Origin of the sequence: Actinopolymorpha sp. NPDC004070, from assembly GCF_040610475.1 — a bacterium.
Lineage (GTDB): Bacteria > Actinomycetota > Actinomycetes > Propionibacteriales > Actinopolymorphaceae > Actinopolymorpha.
Genome location: NZ_JBEXMJ010000012.1, coordinates 66031 through 86028, shown reverse-complemented (window position 1 = coordinate 86028; position 19998 = coordinate 66031). Strand labels below are relative to the sequence as shown.

At 69.6% G+C, this 19998-nt stretch carries 18 protein-coding genes; 9 read left to right on the top strand and 9 right to left on the bottom strand.

Annotated elements, in window-relative coordinates; all coding sequences use genetic code 11:
* Positions 1-45: 45 nt before the first annotated feature.
* Positions 46-1584, bottom strand: a complete 1539-nt coding sequence (locus tag ABZV93_RS21780; protein WP_354939016.1) for an ankyrin repeat domain-containing protein — start codon at positions 1582-1584, stop codon at positions 46-48.
* 123 nt (positions 1585-1707) lie between these two features.
* Between ABZV93_RS21780 and ABZV93_RS21775 the strand changes: the two genes are divergently transcribed.
* Positions 1708-2373 (top strand): HAD family hydrolase, encoded by a 666-nt coding sequence (locus ABZV93_RS21775; RefSeq protein WP_354939014.1) that lies wholly within the window; start codon positions 1708-1710, stop codon positions 2371-2373.
* Positions 2374-2406: 33 nt separating this feature from the next.
* Here the strand turns inward: ABZV93_RS21775 and ABZV93_RS21770 are convergent, their stop codons facing one another.
* Both ABZV93_RS21770 and ABZV93_RS21765 read right to left on the bottom strand, forming a co-directional pair.
* Complete coding sequence (locus ABZV93_RS21770; protein ID WP_354939012.1) at positions 2407-3066, bottom strand: SGNH/GDSL hydrolase family protein; 660 nt, start codon at positions 3064-3066, stop codon at positions 2407-2409.
* A 229-nt stretch (positions 3067-3295) separates the two neighbouring features.
* The gene (locus ABZV93_RS21765) at positions 3296-4009 is read right to left on the bottom strand and encodes a GNAT family N-acetyltransferase (RefSeq protein ID WP_354939010.1); all 714 of its coding nucleotides are present in this window, start codon (positions 4007-4009) and stop codon (positions 3296-3298) included.
* A 14-nt stretch (positions 4010-4023) separates the two neighbouring features.
* Between ABZV93_RS21765 and ABZV93_RS21760 the strand changes: the two genes are divergently transcribed.
* The 3 genes from ABZV93_RS21760 (at position 4024) to ABZV93_RS21750 (ending at position 6472) form a co-directional block, all read left to right on the top strand.
* A complete protein-coding gene (locus ABZV93_RS21760) occupies positions 4024-4545 on the top strand; it encodes a hypothetical protein (RefSeq protein WP_354939008.1) in 522 nt (173 codons plus the stop codon).
* On the top strand, positions 4542-5444 hold the full coding sequence (locus ABZV93_RS21755) for a phosphotransferase (protein WP_354939006.1): 903 nt from the start codon (positions 4542-4544) through the stop codon (positions 5442-5444). The genes ABZV93_RS21760 and ABZV93_RS21755 overlap by 4 nt, the downstream gene beginning before the upstream one ends.
* Positions 5445-5608: 164 nt before the next feature.
* Positions 5609-6472, top strand: coding sequence for a hypothetical protein (locus ABZV93_RS21750; protein ID WP_354939004.1), 864 nt, complete (start codon positions 5609-5611; stop codon positions 6470-6472).
* A gap of 6 nt (positions 6473-6478) precedes the next feature.
* Here ABZV93_RS21750 and ABZV93_RS21745 read toward each other — a convergent pair whose 3' ends face one another.
* The gene (locus ABZV93_RS21745) at positions 6479-7423 is read right to left on the bottom strand and encodes a hypothetical protein (RefSeq protein ID WP_354939002.1); all 945 of its coding nucleotides are present in this window, start codon (positions 7421-7423) and stop codon (positions 6479-6481) included.
* Positions 7424-7737: 314 nt separating this feature from the next.
* On the opposite strand from ABZV93_RS21745, the gene ABZV93_RS21740 reads away from it, so the two are divergent.
* Entirely contained in the window at positions 7738-9108 is a 1371-nt protein-coding gene (locus tag ABZV93_RS21740) for a serine hydrolase (RefSeq protein ID WP_354939000.1), read from the top strand.
* 44 nt (positions 9109-9152) lie between these two features.
* Here the strand turns inward: ABZV93_RS21740 and recQ are convergent, their stop codons facing one another.
* Entirely contained in the window at positions 9153-10991 is a 1839-nt protein-coding gene (gene recQ, locus ABZV93_RS21735; protein ID WP_354938998.1) for a DNA helicase RecQ, read from the bottom strand.
* Positions 10992-11057: 66 nt separating this feature from the next.
* On the bottom strand, positions 11058-11735 hold the full coding sequence (locus ABZV93_RS21730) for a pyridoxamine 5'-phosphate oxidase family protein (RefSeq protein WP_354938996.1): 678 nt from the start codon (positions 11733-11735) through the stop codon (positions 11058-11060).
* Positions 11736-11781: 46 nt separating this feature from the next.
* Here ABZV93_RS21730 and ABZV93_RS21725 point away from each other — a divergent pair, with 46 nt between their 5' ends.
* Positions 11782-13236, top strand: a complete 1455-nt coding sequence (locus tag ABZV93_RS21725; RefSeq protein WP_354938994.1) for a PLP-dependent aminotransferase family protein — start codon at positions 11782-11784, stop codon at positions 13234-13236.
* On the opposite strand, the gene ABZV93_RS21720 is transcribed toward ABZV93_RS21725, so the two are convergent.
* Positions 13175-13582 carry a hypothetical protein gene (locus tag ABZV93_RS21720; RefSeq protein WP_354938992.1) on the bottom strand — a complete coding sequence of 136 codons (408 nt, stop codon included), beginning with the start codon at positions 13580-13582 and terminating at the stop codon, positions 13175-13177. The genes ABZV93_RS21725 and ABZV93_RS21720 overlap by 62 nt on opposite strands.
* Positions 13583-13746: 164 nt before the next feature.
* Here ABZV93_RS21720 and ABZV93_RS21715 point away from each other — a divergent pair, with 164 nt between their 5' ends.
* From ABZV93_RS21715 to ABZV93_RS21705, 3 genes are all read left to right on the top strand, one after another.
* Positions 13747-14301 carry a DinB family protein gene (locus ABZV93_RS21715; protein WP_354938990.1) on the top strand — a complete coding sequence of 185 codons (555 nt, stop codon included), beginning with the start codon at positions 13747-13749 and terminating at the stop codon, positions 14299-14301.
* Positions 14302-14430: 129 nt separating this feature from the next.
* Positions 14431-16665, top strand: a complete 2235-nt coding sequence (locus ABZV93_RS21710; RefSeq protein ID WP_354938988.1) for a DUF222 domain-containing protein — start codon at positions 14431-14433, stop codon at positions 16663-16665.
* Between the two features lie 84 nt (positions 16666-16749).
* Positions 16750-17658 (top strand): aminoglycoside phosphotransferase family protein, encoded by a 909-nt coding sequence (locus tag ABZV93_RS21705; RefSeq protein ID WP_354938986.1) that lies wholly within the window; start codon positions 16750-16752, stop codon positions 17656-17658.
* Here the strand turns inward: ABZV93_RS21705 and ABZV93_RS21700 are convergent.
* Together ABZV93_RS21700 and ABZV93_RS21695 are read right to left on the bottom strand one after the other, a co-directional pair.
* Positions 17599-18759, bottom strand: a complete 1161-nt coding sequence (locus ABZV93_RS21700) for a mechanosensitive ion channel domain-containing protein (protein WP_354938984.1) — start codon at positions 18757-18759, stop codon at positions 17599-17601. The genes ABZV93_RS21705 and ABZV93_RS21700 overlap by 60 nt on opposite strands.
* A 117-nt stretch (positions 18760-18876) precedes the next feature.
* Positions 18877-19944 (bottom strand): YihY/virulence factor BrkB family protein, encoded by a 1068-nt coding sequence (locus ABZV93_RS21695; protein ID WP_354938982.1) that lies wholly within the window; start codon positions 19942-19944, stop codon positions 18877-18879.
* Between the last annotated feature and the right edge of the window lie 54 nt (positions 19945-19998).

Genomic DNA, 19998 nt, shown 5'->3' with positions numbered 1-19998 from the left:
CATTCCATCCTTGTAGACCGTCAACTGGGCGGCCTCCGGCACGCTTCACGATCCGCGGGTGAGGAGGTCCCGGACGCCTGCCCTGTCGACGGATGGTGCCGCTTCCTCCAGCCAGTCGAGCGGCGTCCGGCCGCGGCTGTCCTGAGCGCGAGGATCGGCGCCGTGTTCCAGCAGCACCTCGATCGTCTTCCGGAAGCCCGCCTTGGCTGCGTAGTGCAGAGCCGTGGCGTTCAGCGCCTCCACTCCGCTGGTACGACCAGGCTCGCCGGTCCGGCGGTCGTCGACGCGAGCGCCATAGCGCAGCAGAGCTCGTACATAGTCCGGATCGTCCTTGCGGCCCTGGTTCCCCGTACAGCTTGCACCGATCCACGCCCCCGAGGAACCTATCGACGCCCCGTGACCGGCGAGCAGCGGAGCGAGTACGGGATGCAGCACCCAGCGCCCCGTGCCGATCCGAGTCGCGTCCGCGCCGCGTTCCAGCAGGAGTTCGACCATCGGCACGCTCCCGCGCTCGGCGGCACCTCGCAGGGCGCGGACTCCGCCGCCCAACCCGTCCGTCGCTCGGTCAACGAGCACTCGTAGAGTCTCGACCTGGCCACCGGCGACCGCATGATCAACGGGGGTGATGTCCAGGACGTCGACCGCCGGATCGGGTGCCTGCGCGAGACTCGGCTCCGCAGCGAGCATCCGTACCAGAGAAGGAACATCAGCGAGGAACGCAGCAGTGAAGACGTCCTCCTTGGCGCCGGCTTCGAGGAGCAGGGACTCGACCGCCGCCCTGCGCTTCAGCCGCGCCGCACACAACGGTGTCGCGAACACCACTCGTTCGTACGCACGACCGACGAGGCCCACCGGAAGGCGAAAGGGTATGTCGGCCCCGACCCCGTGGCGCAGGAGCGACCGGACGACATCTGCACGCCCGGCAAGCGCGGCTTCCTGCATGATCGCCGCGGCGTACGTGGGAAGCAACAGGTCCGGCTCCTCCGCCAACACCGTCTCGACTCCGGCGACGTCACCACGACGAGCAAGAGTCGTTGCCCGCTTGACGACTCGTCCACCGACACCGTGCAGCGCAACATGATCTTGACGCTGGTCACTCTTCGGCGAGGAGCGGTTGACGAGCGCCAGCGCCAGTGAGTGGGCCTGGTCGAGAATCGTCCGTTGGTCGTCCTCCGCGGCGATCGTGACGCGCACCGCCTGCCGGAAGTGCCAGAGCCACCGGCCGGCAGCGGCACGCGTGATCGGGACACTCTCGTGCTTGTGGTGCAGGCTGCCGTAGGCCTCCTCGCTGTAGCGCCGCGGACCGCCCAACCACTCGGCGAAGAACAGCTTCTGCATCGCTCGTCCATCGGCAAGGTCCCGCGGGAACAGAGGCCGGAGGGCCTCGTCACCCTCGAACCCGTCGTAGAGAATGTCGACCAGCCTGTCAACCGTCGGTTGCCCACCGATCCGTTCGAACAGTCCACCGCCGCGGAACGGCCGGTATCCAGCCGCGTGCTCCAGCAGCGCTCGATGCGCCAGAGAGGCGACGGGCGGCGCGTCCGCCGCCCCCTTCGCCGCAGGTGTTGCCCGCGTCCTCGTCATCTCGACATCCGTTCCCGGCAGTCACGGCGTGCCCCGGCCGACGCAGGCAGGGTAGCGGGAGTTCCTCCGAGTGCCTGCCGAGACCATGCGGTTGGGCACGGGCAGGGCGGGTAGCCGTCAGGTGTGACCGACTCCATCATCGCCGTCCTCGACATCGACGGGACACTCATCGACTCCAACTACCAGCACGCGCTCGCCTGGTACCGAGCACTCCGGTCGGTGGGCGAGATCCGTCCGGTGTGGCAGTTGCACCGGCTGATCGGCATGGGCGGGGACCAGGTGGTCACAGCTGTGGGCGGGGAGGATCTCGAGCGCCGGGTGGGCGACCGGGCCCGGGAGCAGCAGGCCAAGGAGGTCGCCGCGATGATCGAGGAGATGGCCCCGTTGCCCGGTGCCCGCGACCTGCTCGTGGCCATCAAGAACCGCGGTCACCGGCTGGTGCTGGCCAGCTCCGCTCAGCAGAGCCAGGCGGACGCCTTCATCGACAAACTGGACGCCCGGGACATCATCGACGACTACACCACCAGTGCGGATGTCGAAGCTTCCAAGCCGGCACCGGACCTGCTGCAGGTCGCGCTGAAGAAGCTCGGAGCGCCGTCGGACGCGAAGAGCGTGATGGTTGGTGACTCGGTTTGGGACATCGAGGCGGCCAAGAAGGCCGGGATGCCGGCGATCGCCGTCCGCTCCGGCGGGTTCGGGGACGACGAGCTCGAGCGGGCCGGGGCCGTGGCCATCTACGACACCCCCGGCGACGTCGCGGAAGCCTTGGACGACACCCCGCTCGCCTGACCCGCCAGCCACCACTGGGTAAGCCGCCGACGCTCAGTCGCCGAGGATGCGTCGCACCTCGCCGGCCATGGCCTCGCCGAGCACGCGGTTGTTGTCCTCGGTGAAGTGGATCCCGTCCACACCGTCCGTACTGATGACCGAGCCCGCATCGAAGAACGGGATGTTCAGGAAGCTCGCCAGCGCCTCGTACTTCCTGGCAAGCTCGATCGTCTTCTCCCGGCCGCCCTCGAAGATCACCTCGAACCACGGGTGGCCCATTTCGGCCAGCGGCGGCGGGGAGACCAGCAGGACCTTCGGCGCGGGATAGGCGGTCCCGACCCCACCGGCCGAGGTGAGGATCTGGGACAGCAGGAGAGACATGCCGGTCGCGATCTCGTTCGGCGTGCGCCGCAGGTAGGACTTCGTGTCGTTCGTACCGAGCATCACGATGACCAGATCGAGCGGCAGGTGGCTGGCCAGCGCGGACGGGAGGTACGTCGAACCGTTGAGCCGCGGGTCGGCCGGGTCGTCGGCCGTCGTGGTGCGCGCGCTCAGCCCCTCCTCCACGACGTGGTAGCCGTCGCCGAGCCGATCGGCCAGCACCCCCGTCCACCGCACCTCGCGCGGGTACCGCCACGACGGTGCGCCCTCCGCCACCGGCACCCAGCCCCAGGTGAGGGAATCACCGAAACACATGATGTTCTTGCCGGTCATCGAGTCTCCCCTTCGGTATCAGTTCCCCGGCGGATCGTCCGCGGCGGGACAGCGTGCACGAGGCCCGGATCGCGTCACTTCCGTTCACACAGGATCCACGATCCCCGCATCCTCGAGGTAAGCCTGGCGGAACTCGAAGCCGACGAGCATGATCTTGGACGCGAACAGCGCGACCAGCACAGCCATGAGCGATGGCAGCCCGCTGACCCCGAGGACACGAACGCCTCGATCAGCGGTGGGCGGTGAACCCGCGGTCGGTTCGGGTGAGTTCGACGAAGCCGAGTTTGCGGAACAGCGCGAGTTCGGCGTCGGCGGTCGAGAGGGCGTACTCCAGCAACCGGTCGACGTTCGCCATCCGGAGCCAGTCCGCGACGAGGGCGAACAACCACGTCGCGACCCCGCGCCGCTGGTAGTCCTCCAGGATGTGCAGGTTTCCGATGTCGGCCCAGCCGTCGTGCCGGGCCACCCGTCCGGCGTCGGCGAGGTTCTCGACCTCGATGTAGCCCACGCGCAGGTCGCCGAGGTGGGCGGAGAAGCGGGTGCCGTTGATGCCCAGTGATCGGCGTAGGGCAAGTCCGGGGATCGGCGGCTCACCCGCCCTGGGCAGCTCCTCGACGCGCACGAGCAGAACCACCTCGGTGTGCTGCCCGTCGTACGTGAAGCCGGCGCGCTCGTAGATCCCGCGCACGTGCGGCCACTGCTCCGGGACTCCGTAGACACCCGGCGCGGGCAGCCCTCCGTCGGCGGACCGCCGACGAACCCGCCACGCGTCGAGCTGCTGGTGGCTGGCAGCCGCGAGCGCGTCACCCGCGGGCTCGGCGTCGTTCCACGGGAAGTCCGGCGGCCGGCAGACCAACCAGCGGATCTCGCCGAGGCCGCGGTAGCCCTCTCCAACCGGCTCGGTGTCGCCGTAGCGGAGCAGGTGAGCCGACGAACCCGCCACGCGTCGAACTGCTGGTGGCTGGCAGCCGCGAGCGCGTCACCCACGGGCTCGGCGTCGTTCCACGGGAAGTCCGGCGGCCGGCAGACCAACCAGCGGATCTCGCCGAGGCCGCGGTAGCCCTCTCCAACCGGCTCGGTGTCGCCGTAGCGGAGCAGGTGAGCCGCGGCGACCAGCCGGTCGTGTTGGACCGCGACCAGCGTGCGGCGCTCGGCGACCCACGGGTCGACGACCAGTTCATCCGGCTCGCGCTCGAGTTGGCTCAGCACGGTGTTGGCCGACACCGACATACCCGGGATCACCGCCTGGATGTGGCGATTGACCAGGGCAGTGAGCTGGTCGCGATCGCTGCGGCGGAACGGGCGCACCTGAATGGACGACATGAGCGGACCTCCAAAGGAGAGCGCACACAAGGGCGCTTCGTACGGGCTGGAGGCCGCTACCTGTGCGGCACGGGACCGAGAATACAACGGGGACAAGGCATCGGCGACAATCGAGCGATTGTGGCCGTCGGCGAGAGAGAGGACCTGACCGCATGACGGAGCCCACCGAAGAGCTGGTGCGGAAGAGCGCCGAGGCAGCTCTCGGCGAAACCGTCACCTCCGTCGACCTGATGGCGAGGAGCTCCAACTTCCTCTATCGGCTGCGGACGACCTCCGGCGCGTCGTACTCGCTGCGTGTCCCGCGGTTACGTGCCTCGGCCCTGTCGCCGTTCTGGCAGCACCTACAGGACGTTTTCGGGCTCCGGTACGGCACCCAGCTGCTGAACGTCGACCCGATCCTCCACGCCGTCGACGAGGACGGGTTGCTCCAGGCGCCACGTCCGGTCGCCTCCACCACGGTCGGCGACAGACCGGCGTACATCCTCACCTGGGTGGACGGGACGGCGTGGGAGCCGGACGACTTCCCGGACTCCGGGCCGGTGAACGAACGTCTCGGGGAGTACGTCGCCCGCCTGCACCTGCGCACCTACGACAGGTACGGAACGCTTACGGAGCAGGCCTTCGACCCGGTCGAGTTCGTGACTCGCAGCAACGCGAGCATGCAGCGCATGATCTCGCGGTTCTGGTCGCATCAGCCGGAGGTCGGCGCGTGGTTCGAACGCCATGCGAAGGCGATGGACCCGGACGTCTTCTCCGGGCACGTGGCGCCGATCATGCCCGACATCTCGGGCAACCAGTTCGTCTATCGCGACGGCACGTTGGCCGGCGTGGTCGACCTCGACTCCTATGTCGTGGGCCCGCGCGAGCTGGAGCTGGCCGTGGCGGAGATGTGCCTGACCCGCCCGGAGGACTTCCGTCGGGGGTACGAGTCGGTCCTGCCGCTGCCACCCATGCAGGAGGTCCGGACGTACTGCCGCTTCTGGATGCTGCTCTGCGAGGGTGGCCGGCACCCAGACGTGGACGCGTTCCTCGACCACCGCGTGTACTTCGCCTGACCACCCCTCCGGCGGCTGTGACGGGTGGCGGATTTGGGTCGAACCGGCGACCGGGCGCGGTTTCGGACGTACCCTGACATCGTTGTATCTGGGTCCGTTCCTGTAGTTCACCGTTTGACGCCACAACTTCCGCTTCCCCGCACATCCGTGGAAGGCAGGCTCTGATGGACCTCTACGAGTACGACCGCCAGGATCCCCGGCTCGGCCGCAACGTCGAGCACGACGAACGATCGCTGGCCTTCGCAGTCGGTGTCCTCCCCCGCTCCGCCATCAAGACCGTCCACTGGGGCCGTCGCATCGACATCCTGGACCAGGGGACCCTGGGGTCGTGCACGGGAAACGCCGGCACCGGCCTCCTCGGCACCGACTCCACCGCGCGGCAGGGCCTGGTGAAGGTCGACATCACCGCCGCAGCCGCCGCCGCGTCGCAGGGGACGTTCACCGCGGGTTCGTACCCTCTGAACGAGGACTTCGCCGTACGCCTGTACTCGCTGGCGACACGGCTGGACGAGTTCTCCGGCAGTTACCCGCCCGACGACACCGGATCGTCCGGACTCGGTGTGGCCAAGGCGCTGAAGGCGCTCGGGCTGGCCACGTCGTACCAACACGCGTTCAGCCTGGACGCGATGAACGCCGCGCTGCAAACGGCGCCGGTGATGATCGGCATCGTGTGGATGAACAGCATGTTCGAGCCCGACTCCGAGGGGCTGATCCCGGTCGACCGCTCCTCCGGGATCGCCGGTGGTCACGAGCTCGTGGTGAACGGCCTGGACGTGGACACCGGCACCTACACCCTCACCAACTCCTGGAGCACGAGTTGGGGCGTCGACGGGATCGGCTACCTGAAGTCCGACGACCTGAAGTGGCTGTTGTCCCAGGACGGTGACGTCACCGTTCCGACCTGGGCCCTCGTCACCCCCGACCCCGGCCCGGACCCGGGCCCCGATCCCGGTCCCGGCACCGCGGTCGACGACGCCCAGCTGTGGGAGGTCGCGAAGCAGTGGGCGGCCGGGAAGGGCCTGAGCTGAGGTCGCTCACGAGCACAGGTCGTCGGCCACGAAGTCCGCGAGTGGGCGGGTTGTCGTACGCGTGATCGACGGTCCCCAACCGAGCCGCAGTCCGACGTGAGCGGGCCCGCCGGTACACGGTCGGTGTGACAGTCCGAACGTGCCCTGCCAGCCCGCCGACTCGCCAAGGTCGCCGAACCCTCCGAACCCGCCGAACCCGCCGAGCTCGTCGAAGCCGCCGAGTTCACCGAACGCCGAACCCGACAGTCCGTGCCGGGCTGCCACCAGCAACACCCTCTGCAGCGCCTGCCCCGCGACCAGCCAGTCGCGCGGGCCGGCGTTTGCTGTGCTCGACGTGGCGGACGTGGTCAGAACCGCCCGCGTCCAGTGGTCCTCGTACGACGGTTGATACGGACTACCGGCCAGTACGCCGTCCTGGCAGCCGTACCCGGCCGGGCCCCACGGCCTCTCGCGGTGTCCGTCGTCCGCCCAGCTCAGGGTCGCTCCCTCCGTGGCCGCCGCGCGTTCCAGCTCCCGCCGGATCGCGGGCGGGATCGGGCGGTCGGCGTACGAACGCCGGCCCGGCCGTGGTCGGTACAGATGGAGGAGAAGCCCGGCCAGGCAGACTTCCGTGCCCGGCCCGGGCCAGACCCGCACCTGCGCGAGCAGCTCCGGCCGGCCCGGGTCAGGAAGCAGCCTCGTGGTCGTCCCCCGCGCCAGCGCCGCCGCCGCGACCCTGAGGTTGAACAGCGCCGCACCGACGCCGACCATCACCCGCCGTCTGCCTGAGCCGGAACCGGAGCCGGAGCCTGCGAAGTGACCGTCGGACTGCCCGCCGGCATCCAGGTTCACGTCGACGGTGTCGCCGTCGACGCCGAACCGCCACGGCCGGACCTCGTCCGCACTCGGTGCCAGGATCGCGGCGCGGACGAGAAGTTCGCGTTCGGTCGCGTCGAGTTCACGCGCGATCATGGGGACGCCTCTGCCCGGATGCGCCTTCGGCGGACATGACGCCCTCTTTCTGCCAGACGTGAACTAGGTCCATAGAGGGTCCCGCTGATCCCTCCGTCCGGGCTGCTACCGATGTCCCCATTCGGAGTAGTCGAACGTCCCTGGCCTCAAGGTCCTTTTCCTCCCCTGCCGCCCGTGTCGTTGTGCGTGACCCCGGTTGCAACGCGGCGCGACCCTCATCGGCGAACGTCCGCATCTGGAGTTCTTTGAGCGGCTGAAGCAGACCCTCTTCATTTATTACGCTTTCCTCATCTGTCGACCGAATGGAGTGCCCCATGCCCGGTAGACGTTTCGTGGAGTGGCAGCAACGCCTGGACGAGCTGGTGCGCCGACACGGAGTTCCCGGGGCGTCGCTCGCCGTTCTCGCCGACGGTGACGTGTCGACCGCGGCCTCCGGCACCCTGAACGTCGAGGCAGGTGTGACGGCCACCCCTGCCTCGGTCTTCCAGATCGGGTCCATCACCAAGATCTTCACCACCACGCTGGTGATGCGGCTGGTCGACGAACATCTGCTCGACCTCGACCAACTGGTCGCGACCGTTCTGCCCGAGCTGCGGCTGGCCGACGCCGACGCGCTCAGCAGAATCACGGTCCGTCACCTGCTCACCCACACCAGCGGCATTCCAGGCGACCACTTCGTCGACACCGGCAGGGGCGACGACGCGGTCGCGAAGTACGCCGAGACCTGCGCCGACCTCGGGCTCGTCCACCCGGTCGGTGCGCTCATGTCGTACTGCAACACCGGGTTCGTGCTGGCCGGCCGGATCGTCGAACGCCTCACCGGCCAGCCCTGGCGGGAGGCGCTGCGGACCCGGCTGCTCGAGCCGGCCGGGCTGCACGAGACCGTGTCACTGCCCGAGGACGCGTTGCGGTTCCGAGTGGCGTACGGCCACGACGTCGACGGCGACCGGCCACCCACCCTCGTCGCCCGGTGGCAGCTGCCCCCTTCCACCGCACCGGCCGGGAGCACCCTGTGCGCGACGGCCCGGGACGTGGTCGGCATGGCCAGGGTGCACCTGGACGGCGGGCTCGGTGTGAACGGCCGGGAGGTGCTCACCGACGCCTCGGTCGCCGCGATGCGCACCCGCTCGGTGCTCCTGCACCGCGGCTCGACCGCGGCGGGCTGGGGTCTCGGCTGGGCGCTGTACGACTGGAACGGGCGCCGGGCGTTCGGCCACGACGGCGGGACGATCGGGCAGTCGTCGTTCCTGCGGGTGGTGCCGGACGCCGGGGTGGCGATCGCCCTGCTCACCAACGGCGGCCGGGCCGAGGACCTCTACCAGGAGCTGTTCGACGGGCTGCTCGCGGAGTTCTGCGATCTCGCGCTGCCGCCGCGGCCGACGCCACCCGACGTGCCCGTCGACCTCGACCTCACCGCGTACGCCGGGACGTACGCCACCGTCGGCCGCCGGGTCGAGCTCACCGTGGAGGACCGCGGCCTGGTGGCCAGGGTCAGTGCCACCGACGCGCTGGCGGAGGTGGTCGACCAACCGGTCGAGGAGTACGTCCTGGTGCCGGTGGAGAAGGACCTGTTCCTCACCCGGCAGGCGGACGCGAGGTCGTGGACACCGGTGGCGTTCTCGACGCTGGAGGACGGATCGGTGTACGCCCACTTCGGCCTGCGTGCTGTGCCGAAGGTCGGCTGACGACGGATTCCCGACCCCGTTCTGCCCGTCGGCAGCAGGCACGGTCAGCCGGTGAGGACGGCGAGGAGTTGCTCGCCGTACTTCGCCAGCTTGTTCTCTCCCACCCCGCTGACCTGGGACAGGTCAGCCAGCGTCGTCGGCGGATCGGCGGCGATCTGCCGCAGTGTCGCGTCGTGGAACACCACGTACGCCGGGACTCCCTGCTCCTTGGCGGCGGCCGCCCGCCAGGCGCGGAGCCGCTCGAACACCGGCTCGGCGTCGGCGGGCAACTCGACGGCCGCGGTGCCCGCGGACCGGGCCCTCGCCGCCCGGGAAGGGGACGTCGGCCGCTCGGGCTCACGTCGCATCAACACCGTACGACGGCGGCTCAGTACCTCGGCGCTGCCAGGAGTGAGCACCAGCGTGCCGTAGTCGCCCTCGACCGCGAGCAGTCCCTGGGCGAGCAGTTGCCGCACCACGCCACGCCATCCGGCCTCGGACAGCTCGCCGCCGATGCCGAACACGGTGAGCGAGTCGTGGTCGTACTGTTTGACCTTGTCGGTGTGCCGGCCGAGCAGAATGTCGATGGACTGCCCGGCACCGAACTTCTGGTTGCGCTCGCGCTGCAACCGCAGGACGGTCGACAGCAGTTTCTGCGCCGGGACGGTGCCGTCCCAGGACTCCGGCGGGGTGAGGCAGGTGTCGCAGTTGCCGCACGGCGAGCCGTCCTGGCCGAAGTAACGCAGTAGTTGGACCCGGCGGCAGTCGACGGTCTCACAGAGCGCGAGCATGGCGTCCAGGTGGGCGGCAAGCACCCGCCGGCGGGCCGGATCGCCGTCGGAGGACTCGATCATCTTGCGCTGCTGGACGACGTCCTGGAGACCGTAGGCCAGCCAGGCGGTGGACGGCAGCCCGTCCCGGCCGGCGCGGCCGGTCTCCTGGTAGTAGCCCTCGACGGACTTGGGCAGGTCGAGATGGGCGACGAAGCGTACGTCGGGCTTGTCGATGCCCATCCCGAAGGCGATGGTGGCCACCATCACCAGACCGTCCTCGCGCAGGAACCGCTGCTGGTTGGTGGCGCGGGTGGCCGCGTCCAGGCCCGCGTGGTAGGGCAACGCGGTGACGCCGTTGCGCACCAGGAACTCGGCGGTCTTGTCGACGGACGCGCGGGACAGGCAGTACACGATGCCGGCGTCCCCTGGGTGCTCGGTGCGCAGCAGGTCGAGCAACTGCTTACGCGGCTCCCGCTTCGGCACGATGCGGTACTGGATGTTGGGCCGGTCGAAGCTGGCCACGAAGTGCCGGGCCGCCGTCAGGTCCAGCCGGGTGGCGATCTCGGCGGCGGTCGCGGTGGTCGCGGTGGCGGTCAGGGCGATCCGGGGTACGTCGGGCCAGCGCTCGTGCAGCATGGACAGCGCCAGGTAGTCGGGGCGGAAGTCGTGCCCCCACTGCGCCACGCAGTGCGCCTCGTCGATGGCGAACAACCCGATGGCGCCACGGTCGAGCAGGTTGACCGTCGCCCGACTGCCCAGTGCCTCGGGCGCCAGGTAGAGCAGGTCGAGCTCGCCGGCGACGAACGCCGCCTCGACCCGGCGACGTTCGGCCAGGCCCTGCGTCGAGTTGAGGAAACCGGCCCGCGCCCCGACCGCTGTCAACGCGTCAACCTGGTCCTGCATCAACGCGATCAACGGTGAGACGACGACGGCGACACCTGACCGCACCAGCGCCGGAATCTGGTAGCACAGGGACTTGCCCCCGCCGGTGGGCATCAACACGAGAGCGTCCCCACCGGCGACGACGTGCTCGATGATCTCCCGCTGCTCGCCCCGGAAGGTGTCGTAGCCGAAGATTCGCCGGAGCACCGCCAGCGGCGATTCGGTCTGCACGTCGGGGAGGGAGTCCATCCGTCGGATTCTACGGAGGCCGCCGACAGGTCCCGACCGCGACGGGCGGGCCGCGGCGGGCCGGCATCATCCTCCGGGCCGGCGATAGTCACGGACATAGACAGGCGGACCGGCCCGCAGGACTGCAGGTGTGGACGGGTCCGGCACCGGCTCATCGGCAACGGTGCGCAGCGGCAGTTCCCCTGCCCACACGGGCAGTTCGAGATCTTCCAGGCCGTCCAGTGGTGGGCCGCTGCGTACCTTGGCGGACGCCTCGTCGATCCCGATCGCCAGGACGTGGGTTTCGGCGAGCTCCCGGCGGTTGGGCGGCCGTACGTCTGCGGCCCGGCCGGGTACGACGTGCTCGACGATGGCGGCGAGCCCACGTGCCTTCTCGTTCGGGTCGCTGACAAGCCTGGCTTGCCCGTAGATCACCACCGAACGGTAGTTGACCGAATGGGTGCGCTGGGTGCGCGCGAGCACGAGGCCGTCGACAAGGGTGACGGTGACGCACAGGGGGGTCCCGGCGGCGAGAGCACGGAGCAGCGTGCTCCCGGTCGAACCATGCAGGTACAGGAGATCGGCGGCCCGGCCATAGCAGGTCGGGATCACCCGGGGCGTCTGGACGTCCACCACACCGACGTGGCAGACGAATCCCTCGTCGAGGATGCGTTCGATGCTCGCCCGGTCGAAGCGGCCTCTGTCCGGCTTGCGGCGAAGTCTCGTCCGGCTCGTCGAGCTGATCGGGTCGCGATGGCTGGTCACGCCACAACGCTAAGCCTGGATTGGCTCACGGATATGCTCCAGTTCGATGTCAACCGAGTGGTCCAGTACGCAGGCGCGGCCGCCGTCCGACGGCGGCCCGAGCCTGGATCTGGTCCTGCACCTCGACCGTTCCCAGGGGCTGAGGCACGGGCTGGAGGCCGCGCTGCGGGAGGCGATCAGGTCCGGAAGGCTGCGGGTCGGCACGTCGTTGCCGTCGACCCGGACGCTGGCCGCGGACCTGGAGGTCGCGCGCGGCACGGTGACGGCGGCGTACGCACAACTGACGGCCGAGGGATACCTCGCCGCCCGGCAGGGAGCGCCCACTCGGGTGCGGTGGCGTCCGGACGTCCTCGCCTCGGAGGAGGCGGGCGGCGACCCCGTACCCACCGAACGCTGGGACCTGCGCGCCGGCTGGCCCGATCCGGCGAGTTTCCCGCGTCAGGCGTGGGCGGCGGCGACCCGGCGGGTGCTGCGGGGCGCGGCGACCGGGGCGTTCGGGTACGGCGATCCGTTCGGGCACCTCCACCTGCGGCGTGCGCTCGCCGGCTACCTCGGCCGTGCCCGCGAGGTGAGAACCCGACCGGACCGGATGCTCGTGTGCAGCGGCTACACCCAGGCGCTCGACCTGCTCTGCCGGGTGCTGCGCAGCCGTGGCGCAAAGGCGGTGGCGATGGAGGATCCGTGCGCCCCGCGCTACCGCCGTATCGCCGAGGCGGCCGGGCTGCGGGTCGTCGCGGTTCCGTGCGACGACGACGGGCTGCGGGTCGACGTCCTGCGCGGACTCGACGTCGCCGCGGTGGTCACCACACCGGCTCACCAGTACCCGCTCGGGGTCACGCTCGCGCCGGCTCGCCGGACCCGGCTGGTCGACTGGGCCGGGCGTACCGGCGCGATCGTCGTCGAGGACGACTACGACGGCGAGTTCCGGTACGACCGCCAGCCGGTGGGCGCGGTACAGGCCCTCGACCCGGACCGGGTCGTCTACGTCGGTACGGCGAGCAAGACTCTTTCCCCGGCGCTCCGCCTCGGCTGGCTCGCTCTGCCCGGTTGGCTCGTCGAGCCGCTGGGCGAGGCCAAGTCCCTGGCCGACCGTGGCAGCGGCGTACTGGACCAACTCGTCCTCGCCGACCTCATCGAACGCGGGGACCTCGACCGCCATCTGCGGCTCCTGCGCCAGTCCTACCGCCGACGCCGCGACCTGCTCGTCGCCGGTCTGCGAGAACGCGGCGGGCCGCCACCGACGGGGATCGCCGCCGGCCTGCACGCGGTGGTCCCCCTCGACCTGGGACGTACCGAATCCGACGTCCTGGCGCGGGCACGAAGCCTCGGCATCGCGTTGAACGGTCTCGGTGACTACTGGTATGACCCCGGCCGGGTGAGGGAACAGGCCCTCGTCGTCGGCTACGGCGCGCCCGCCGGCAGTGCGTACCAGCCGACGCTCAGCCGCTTCCTCGACCTGTGGAGCGGCGACGACGACGCCAGAGGACGCCCGCGCCGGTGACCGCACCGAGTGCAGCCAGCACCAGCCCAACGAACCGTCGGACGGTGGACAGGCAGCTGCCGTCGGAACAATCGGGGATCGGATAGGGCTGGCCCGGGTTGAGGTCGTGCGTCTCGTCGGCGGACACGTACGCGCTCGTCGCCGGGAGAGGCCACCCGTCGGGGTTCAGCAGGCGGTACCAGTACGCGTCGTCCCACTTCTTGAGCCGGCAGGTGACGTTGACCGAAGGCGACTCGTAGGGAGTGGGGCCGAGAGTGCCGATGACCATGTGGTCCTGGTTGTAGACCGGCACGTGTCCGTTCGGGTCGTTCATCGTGACGGCAGGGTAGTTCGGGTCGAGCCCCATCAGGCCCTCCTTGTCGGTCGTACGCCCTCAGCAGTAGGCCCTGGCCGACCGGTGGTCAAGGTGGAAAAGCAGAGGAGATCAACGCGGGTGGCGAAGTACCATCCGCGCACCCGTCCGGCGCGTGGCTGTGGCCACGCGCTCCACCGCAGACACCGGGAGCGATCGTGAACGAGATCCTGTTCGACGCGGTACGTCACAACACGTGGGCGACGAGGCAACTGATCGCCTTCTGCCAGGCACAGAACCTCACCGAGGACCAACTGGTGCAGGCAACTGGGGTCGGCACCTTCGGCGGCATTCTCGCCACCCTGCATCACATCGTGACCTGCGACGGCAGTTACGTACGACGGCTGGCTGGACGCGAGCTCGGATGGGTCGATCGCCCTCCGAACGGAGTCGACAGTGGCGGGAACGGCACCGAGGGCAGGGTCGACCTCGCGACGCTCGCCGGCTGGGCGACCGACGCCGAGCAGGTCTGGGAAGGCGTACTCGCCGCACCGATCGATGTCGAACGCGTCGTGATCGTCGACGACGGTCTACGTGCGTGTCGCGCCGGCGTCTTCATCGCCCAGGCTCTCAACCACGCCAACCACCACCGCGAACAGGTCTGCGCGATCCTCACCGGCCTGGGCATCGAGCCGCCGGACATCCAGGCGTGGGAGTACGCCTGGGCCACCGGTCGAATCTGGGACCGTACGGACGAAGAAGTTCGCGGCTGACGGTGCACCGGGTGTTTTCGCCGCTCGGCCGGTGCCAGGTTTTTGTCCACAGGTAGCCGATCGGCGTTTCTTCGGGGGCGCCTTGTGGACAACGTGTTTTCTGTCGGTTGCAGCCTGTAGAGTTCGAACATGTATTCGACGACGCAGGATCTTCCCGGCGCAGGCGGCAGTGGCGCCGCTGCCCGGTTGAGGGCTGCGATCGCCACCATCCGCGCCGGACTCGACGAGGCCCTGTCCACCCCGACCACCTCGGTGGAAGCCGCCCAGATGGGGGCGCTGATCGGCGAACTCGGGGTCGAGGACTCCCGCTTCGACGCGCTGACACTGTCCTTGGTTCGCCAGGCCGAGGCCTGCGACATCGGCAAGACGACCGGTGCGGCGACCACGGCGGCTTGGCTGCGCAACTCCCAGCGGATGGGGAAGAAGGACTCCTACGCCACCGTCGCACTGTCCCGGGATCTGGACCGCACCATCACCCTGACCGCCCGTGCGCTGGCGCGTGGGGAGCTGTCGTTCCGGCATGCGCAGGTGATCGCCGCTGCGATCAAGGACCTGCCCAAGTGGGTCAGCCTCGAACAGCGCGTCCAGGCCGAGGAGTACCTGATCGAGGAGTCGAAGCGGCGTAACCCCGACGACGTGCGCCTGCTGGGCCGGGCGTTGCTGCACTACCTGGCGCCGGAGGAATCCGAACGCCGGCTGGGCAAGGAACTCGACGACGCCGAACGCGCCGCAGAACGCTCCCGCTCCCTGAAATACGCGCCGAACGGGATCCCCGGGTCGGAAACCGTGGTGATCAAACTGCCGGTGCTGGAGATGGAACAACTCCGCAAAATCATCGAGGCGCTGGTCGCCCGTGACACCCGTCCCGAGCCCGACGACCGTCCCCTGGACCAAAAGCGTGGCGACGCGTTCGCGGAGTTGGTCGCCAGGTGGGCTGAATGGGAAGCCTCGCCCAACCGCGGCCGAGGACGGGACTGCGTCACCGTCCTGATCGATCTGCAGAACCTGATGAACGGCGTCGGGTACGGCACCATCGACGACCTCAACACCGTCCGCCCCATGCCGTGCGGCTGCCAAACCCCCGACGCTAAACGCCAAGCCCAACGAAAGACCAAGCGCAGAGCCGCCGAGAGCAACACCTCCAAGCACACCAAGGATTCTGAGGCGGGAGAGCCCGGGCCGGCACAGGCCGGATCGGGCACGAGCCGCTGCGGCACCGCAGAGACCAAGCCTGCCGGCTCCAACCCCACCAAGAAGACCGACGGCACCGGAGGCACCGGCGGCACCGAGCCCGGCAACAATGCCGAGCCGAGCGACAACGCCGAGCCGAGCGACAACGTCACGCCCGCGGCGGCGCCCGGTGCGAGCGCCAACGCCACCGCGGGGGCTACGGCGCAACCCGGCGTTGACGAAGGGGTCGTCGATCCGGACCTGGCGGACGGCCCCGGCGAGACAACCCGGCCAGCCGACACCAGCGACCCACACACGGACGCCGACCCGGGCGAGACGACAGACCCGCGCGAACCGACCGAGGCGGCCGACGCCGAGGACCGTGGTCGTCCCGGCGGCCAGAGGACGACGAGTAGCCGCAATAGTCAACCGGACAAGGAGAAACCACCACCGGATACAACGAGCCTCGCGGACCGGATACCCGAACCGCGAGAACCCGGCCAGCACCCACAACCGAACACCGCAACCGGAACCCGCCCCGATACCGGAACTGACCCCGACGCCGGAAGGGAAGCTGGAACGGGTCTCGGAGCCGACCCGGAAACAGATACCGGACCCGAGGACTGGGACCTCGGGGCACAAGACGACGCCGACACCGAACTGCCCGAGGGTGCGGCGGGACCGGAGGCTGCCCACGAACCCAGCGACCCCGATGACCCCAACGACCCCGCCGGCCGCATCGACCCGCACGACGGCTGCAGCAAATGCGGAGGCGGCGGATCAGCCAGGATCCTCGGCCTACGCGGAGAACCCATCTCCGTCGCCACCATCCGCAGGATGGCCTGCGACGCCAACATCATCCCCGTCGTCCTCGGCGGCAACGGCGAAGTCCTCGACGTCGGCATGGCCGACCGCTTCTTCACCGAAGCACAACGCCGCGCCCTCGCCGTCCGCGACGGCAGCCACTGCCACTTCCCCGAATGCCAAGTCCCCGAACGCCGCTGCATCGCCCACCACATGAACCCCTGGGACAACTTCGGGCCGACCGACCTCGACAACGGAGTCCTCCTGTGCAAAACCCACCACACCTTCGTCCACCACCGAGGCTGGCAGGTCCGAATGGGCAGCCACGGGCACCCCGAATACATCCCGCCCGAGTGGGTGGATCCGCACCAGAACGTTCAGCGGCCGTAGGTGCCCGTCGGTTCCTGTACGGCGACTGTGCCTACGTACGGCAAACGTGTTGCCCGCCGTCGGCGGCGCTGGAACACTTCCCGGGTGCTTTCGGACACCCATCTCGACGGTCGCGCCGGCATCGACACGAACCTGGTGAAGCGACTGCTCGCCGCGCAGTTCCCGCAGTGGAGCGAACTCCCGGTGACCCCGGTCGAGGTGGACGGGTGGGACAACCGCACATACCGCCTCGGCGACGAGTTGACGGTGCGCCTGCCCACGGCGCCGGGATACGTCCCGGCGGTGGAGAAGGAGCACCGCTGGTTGAGTGTGCTGGCTCCGCACCTGCCCGTTCCGATCCCGGTGTCGGTGGCGCTGGGCGGGCCGGGCGAGGGTTACCCGCATCCCTGGTCGATCCGCCGGTGGCTGGACGGAGCCACCGCTCGTCCGGACCGGATCGCCGACCTGGCAGGGTTCGCGACCTCGGTGGCGCAGTTCCTCCTCGCCCTGCAGCGGGTCGACGCGACCGGCGGGCCGGCGGCCGGAGCGCACAGCTTCCACCGCGGCGCTCCGCCCGCGTACTACGACGACGAGACCCGGGCCTGCCTGCGCACGCTCACCGGCCACCTCGACACCGACCGGGCCGCGGCCGTCTGGGACGCCGCACTCGCCGTCGAGTGGCGAGGCGATCCGGTGTGGTTCCACGGCGACGTCGCACAAGGCAACCTGCTGGTCCGCGACGGGAGGCTGGCCGCCGTCATCGACTTCGGCACCTGCGGCGTCGGCGACCCCTCCTGCGACCTGGTGATCGCGTGGACGATGTTCGACGGACCGAGCCGGGAGGCCTTCCGCCGTACGGTTGCGCAGGACGCCGGCACCTGGGCCCGTGCCCGCGGGTGGGCGCTGTGGAAGGCGCTGCTCGGCCTTGCCCGGGACGTCGAGCAGGGCGGGCCGCTAGCGGCGGGCAACCTGCACGTGGTCGAAGAAGTCCTCGCCGACCACGAGCGGGCCTGAGTCACCCGCGCCACCGGAGCCGCCCGGACCGCCAGGGCCGGACCGCTCGGTCCGCAGCCGGGGCAGGGAGTTCGGGTGGTTGTCCCGAAGCCACCCGAGCAGGTGCTCGCGCACGTCACAGCGCAGGTCCCAGGCCGAGGCGGAGTCCGCCGCGGAGGCGAGCACCCGGACGACGATCGAGTGTTCGGTCGTGTCGACGACCTGCAGGGTCCACTCGCGCCGGTCCCACAGCGGGTTCTTCGCGATGATCCGCTGGGTCTCCGCACGGAGTTCGGGAACCGGCGTGCTGTGGTCGAGATAGAAGACGACCGCGCCGATGACGCGGGACTCCGAGCGGGTCCAGTTCTGGAACGGCGTGGTGGTGAAGTACGTCGCCGGCAACACCAGCCGCCGCTCGTCCCACAGGTTGACCACCACGTACGTGAGGGTGAGTTCCTCGACCCGGCCCCACTCCTCCTCGACCACCACCACGTCGTCGATTCGCAGCGCGTCGGTGAAAACCAGCTGCAGGCCCGCGAACACGTTCGCCAGGGTCGTCTGCGCGGCCAGACCGGCGATCACGCCGGCGACACCGGCGGACGCCAGGATCGACGCGCCGTAGGTGCGCAGCGCGTCGAACGTCATGAAGATCGCGGACGCGGCCACCAGGGTCACCACCACGGCGGTCAACCGTCGCAGCGCGGTCAACTGCGTCTGCACCTTACGCGCCCGGCGGTTGTCGGTCACGTCGACCCGGATGTGGCGCAGGGCGGCGTCCTCGGCGAGGAAGAGCACAGCGGTGGCCAGCCAGGACACCGCTGCGATGGTGATGATCACCAGCAGGTGCCGTACGTCGTCGTCCAACTGACCGCGCAGGCCCGCGCTCGGCTGGGCGGCCAGCAGGGCCACCGACAGCAGCGTCACCGTCCACGGGCGATGACAGCGGTTGCGCAGCCGTCCCCAGAAGGGCCGGCTCTCCGAGCGGGCCAGACGAGCGGTGATCCTGCCGGTGAGCAGCGTCACCAGGAGCGCCCCTACCGCGGTGCAGCCCAGCACGAGGAGGGTGTGCAACGGGTCGGGCACGGCAGTGCTGATGGCAGCGGCGGCAGCGGTCAGTTGCATGAGATTTCGCCGATCCTCCTCACGGGTGCGGTCGTCCTCACGGTCTCATCCGGATCGGAAGGACCCGCAGCACCCGGTCGGAGGTCACCGTTGACCTGACGATGTGGCGTCACCCGGTCACGTCTCGTCGGACGCGGCCGCCTCCTCGCGGAGTTCGCGCGCCTCGTCGATCGCCTTCTCCTCCTTCTTCGCATCCTTGTCGATCTTGGTGGTGTCGCGAGGCGGCAGCTGGATCTCCTCCTCGGCGGGAAGACCGGCCTGCAGCTCCCGGCCGCGCTCCATCTCCGCGTCCAGCTCCGCGCCGAACAGCAACGCCAGGTTGGTCAGCCAGATCCACAGCAGGAAGACGATGACGCCGCCGAGCGAGCCGTAGGTCTTGTTGTAGTTGCCGAAGTTGGCGACGTAGAAGCCGAACGCCACCGAGACGACCACCCAGGTGACGATGGCGACGACGGCGCCGATGCTCAGCCAGCGGAACTTCGGCTGCTTGATGTTGGGCGTGAGGTGGTAGAGCACCGCGACGATGAAGATGACGATGAACAGCATCACCGGCCACTTGGCGATGCTCCACACGGTGACCGCGACATCACTGAGCCCGATCACTCCGCCGATCGTCTTCGCCAGCGGCCCGCTGATCACCAGACCGACCGCGGTGATCGCCACCAGGACGAGCACCAGCGCCGTGATGCCGAGCATCACCGGGCGCAGCTTCCAGATCGGCCGGCCCTCCTCGACCTCGTACACGCGGTTCATCGCCCGGCTGAACGCGTTGACGTAACCCGACGCGGACCAGAACGCCACCGCCAGGCCGATGACCAGGGCGAATCCCGCCGACTGGCTGCGGGTGAGTTGCTCCACCACGGGCTGGATGGTGCTGACGGCCTTGTCGGCGCCGAGGCCACGCAGGATGTCCATCAGCATCGAGGTGGTCTGCTTGCTCTGCCCGACCAGGCCGAGGATGGACACCAGGGCCAGGATGGCGGGGAAGAGGGAGAGGATGGCGTAGTACGTCAGTCCCGCCGCGAGGTCGGTGCACTCGTCGTCGAGGAACTCCCGGAAGGTGTTCTTGAGGATGAACTTCCGGGTCGGCGACTTCAGGTCGAGCGGACTGTCGGGCTTCTCCTCCGCGTCCGCCGGAGGCGCGTCCCTGCCGGACGCGCCGTTGCCACCAGCGTGTGTCGTCATCCCTCATCCTTCGGCTGGACCGTCGCACCGGCGAACTCGTGTGCCGCGTGGTAC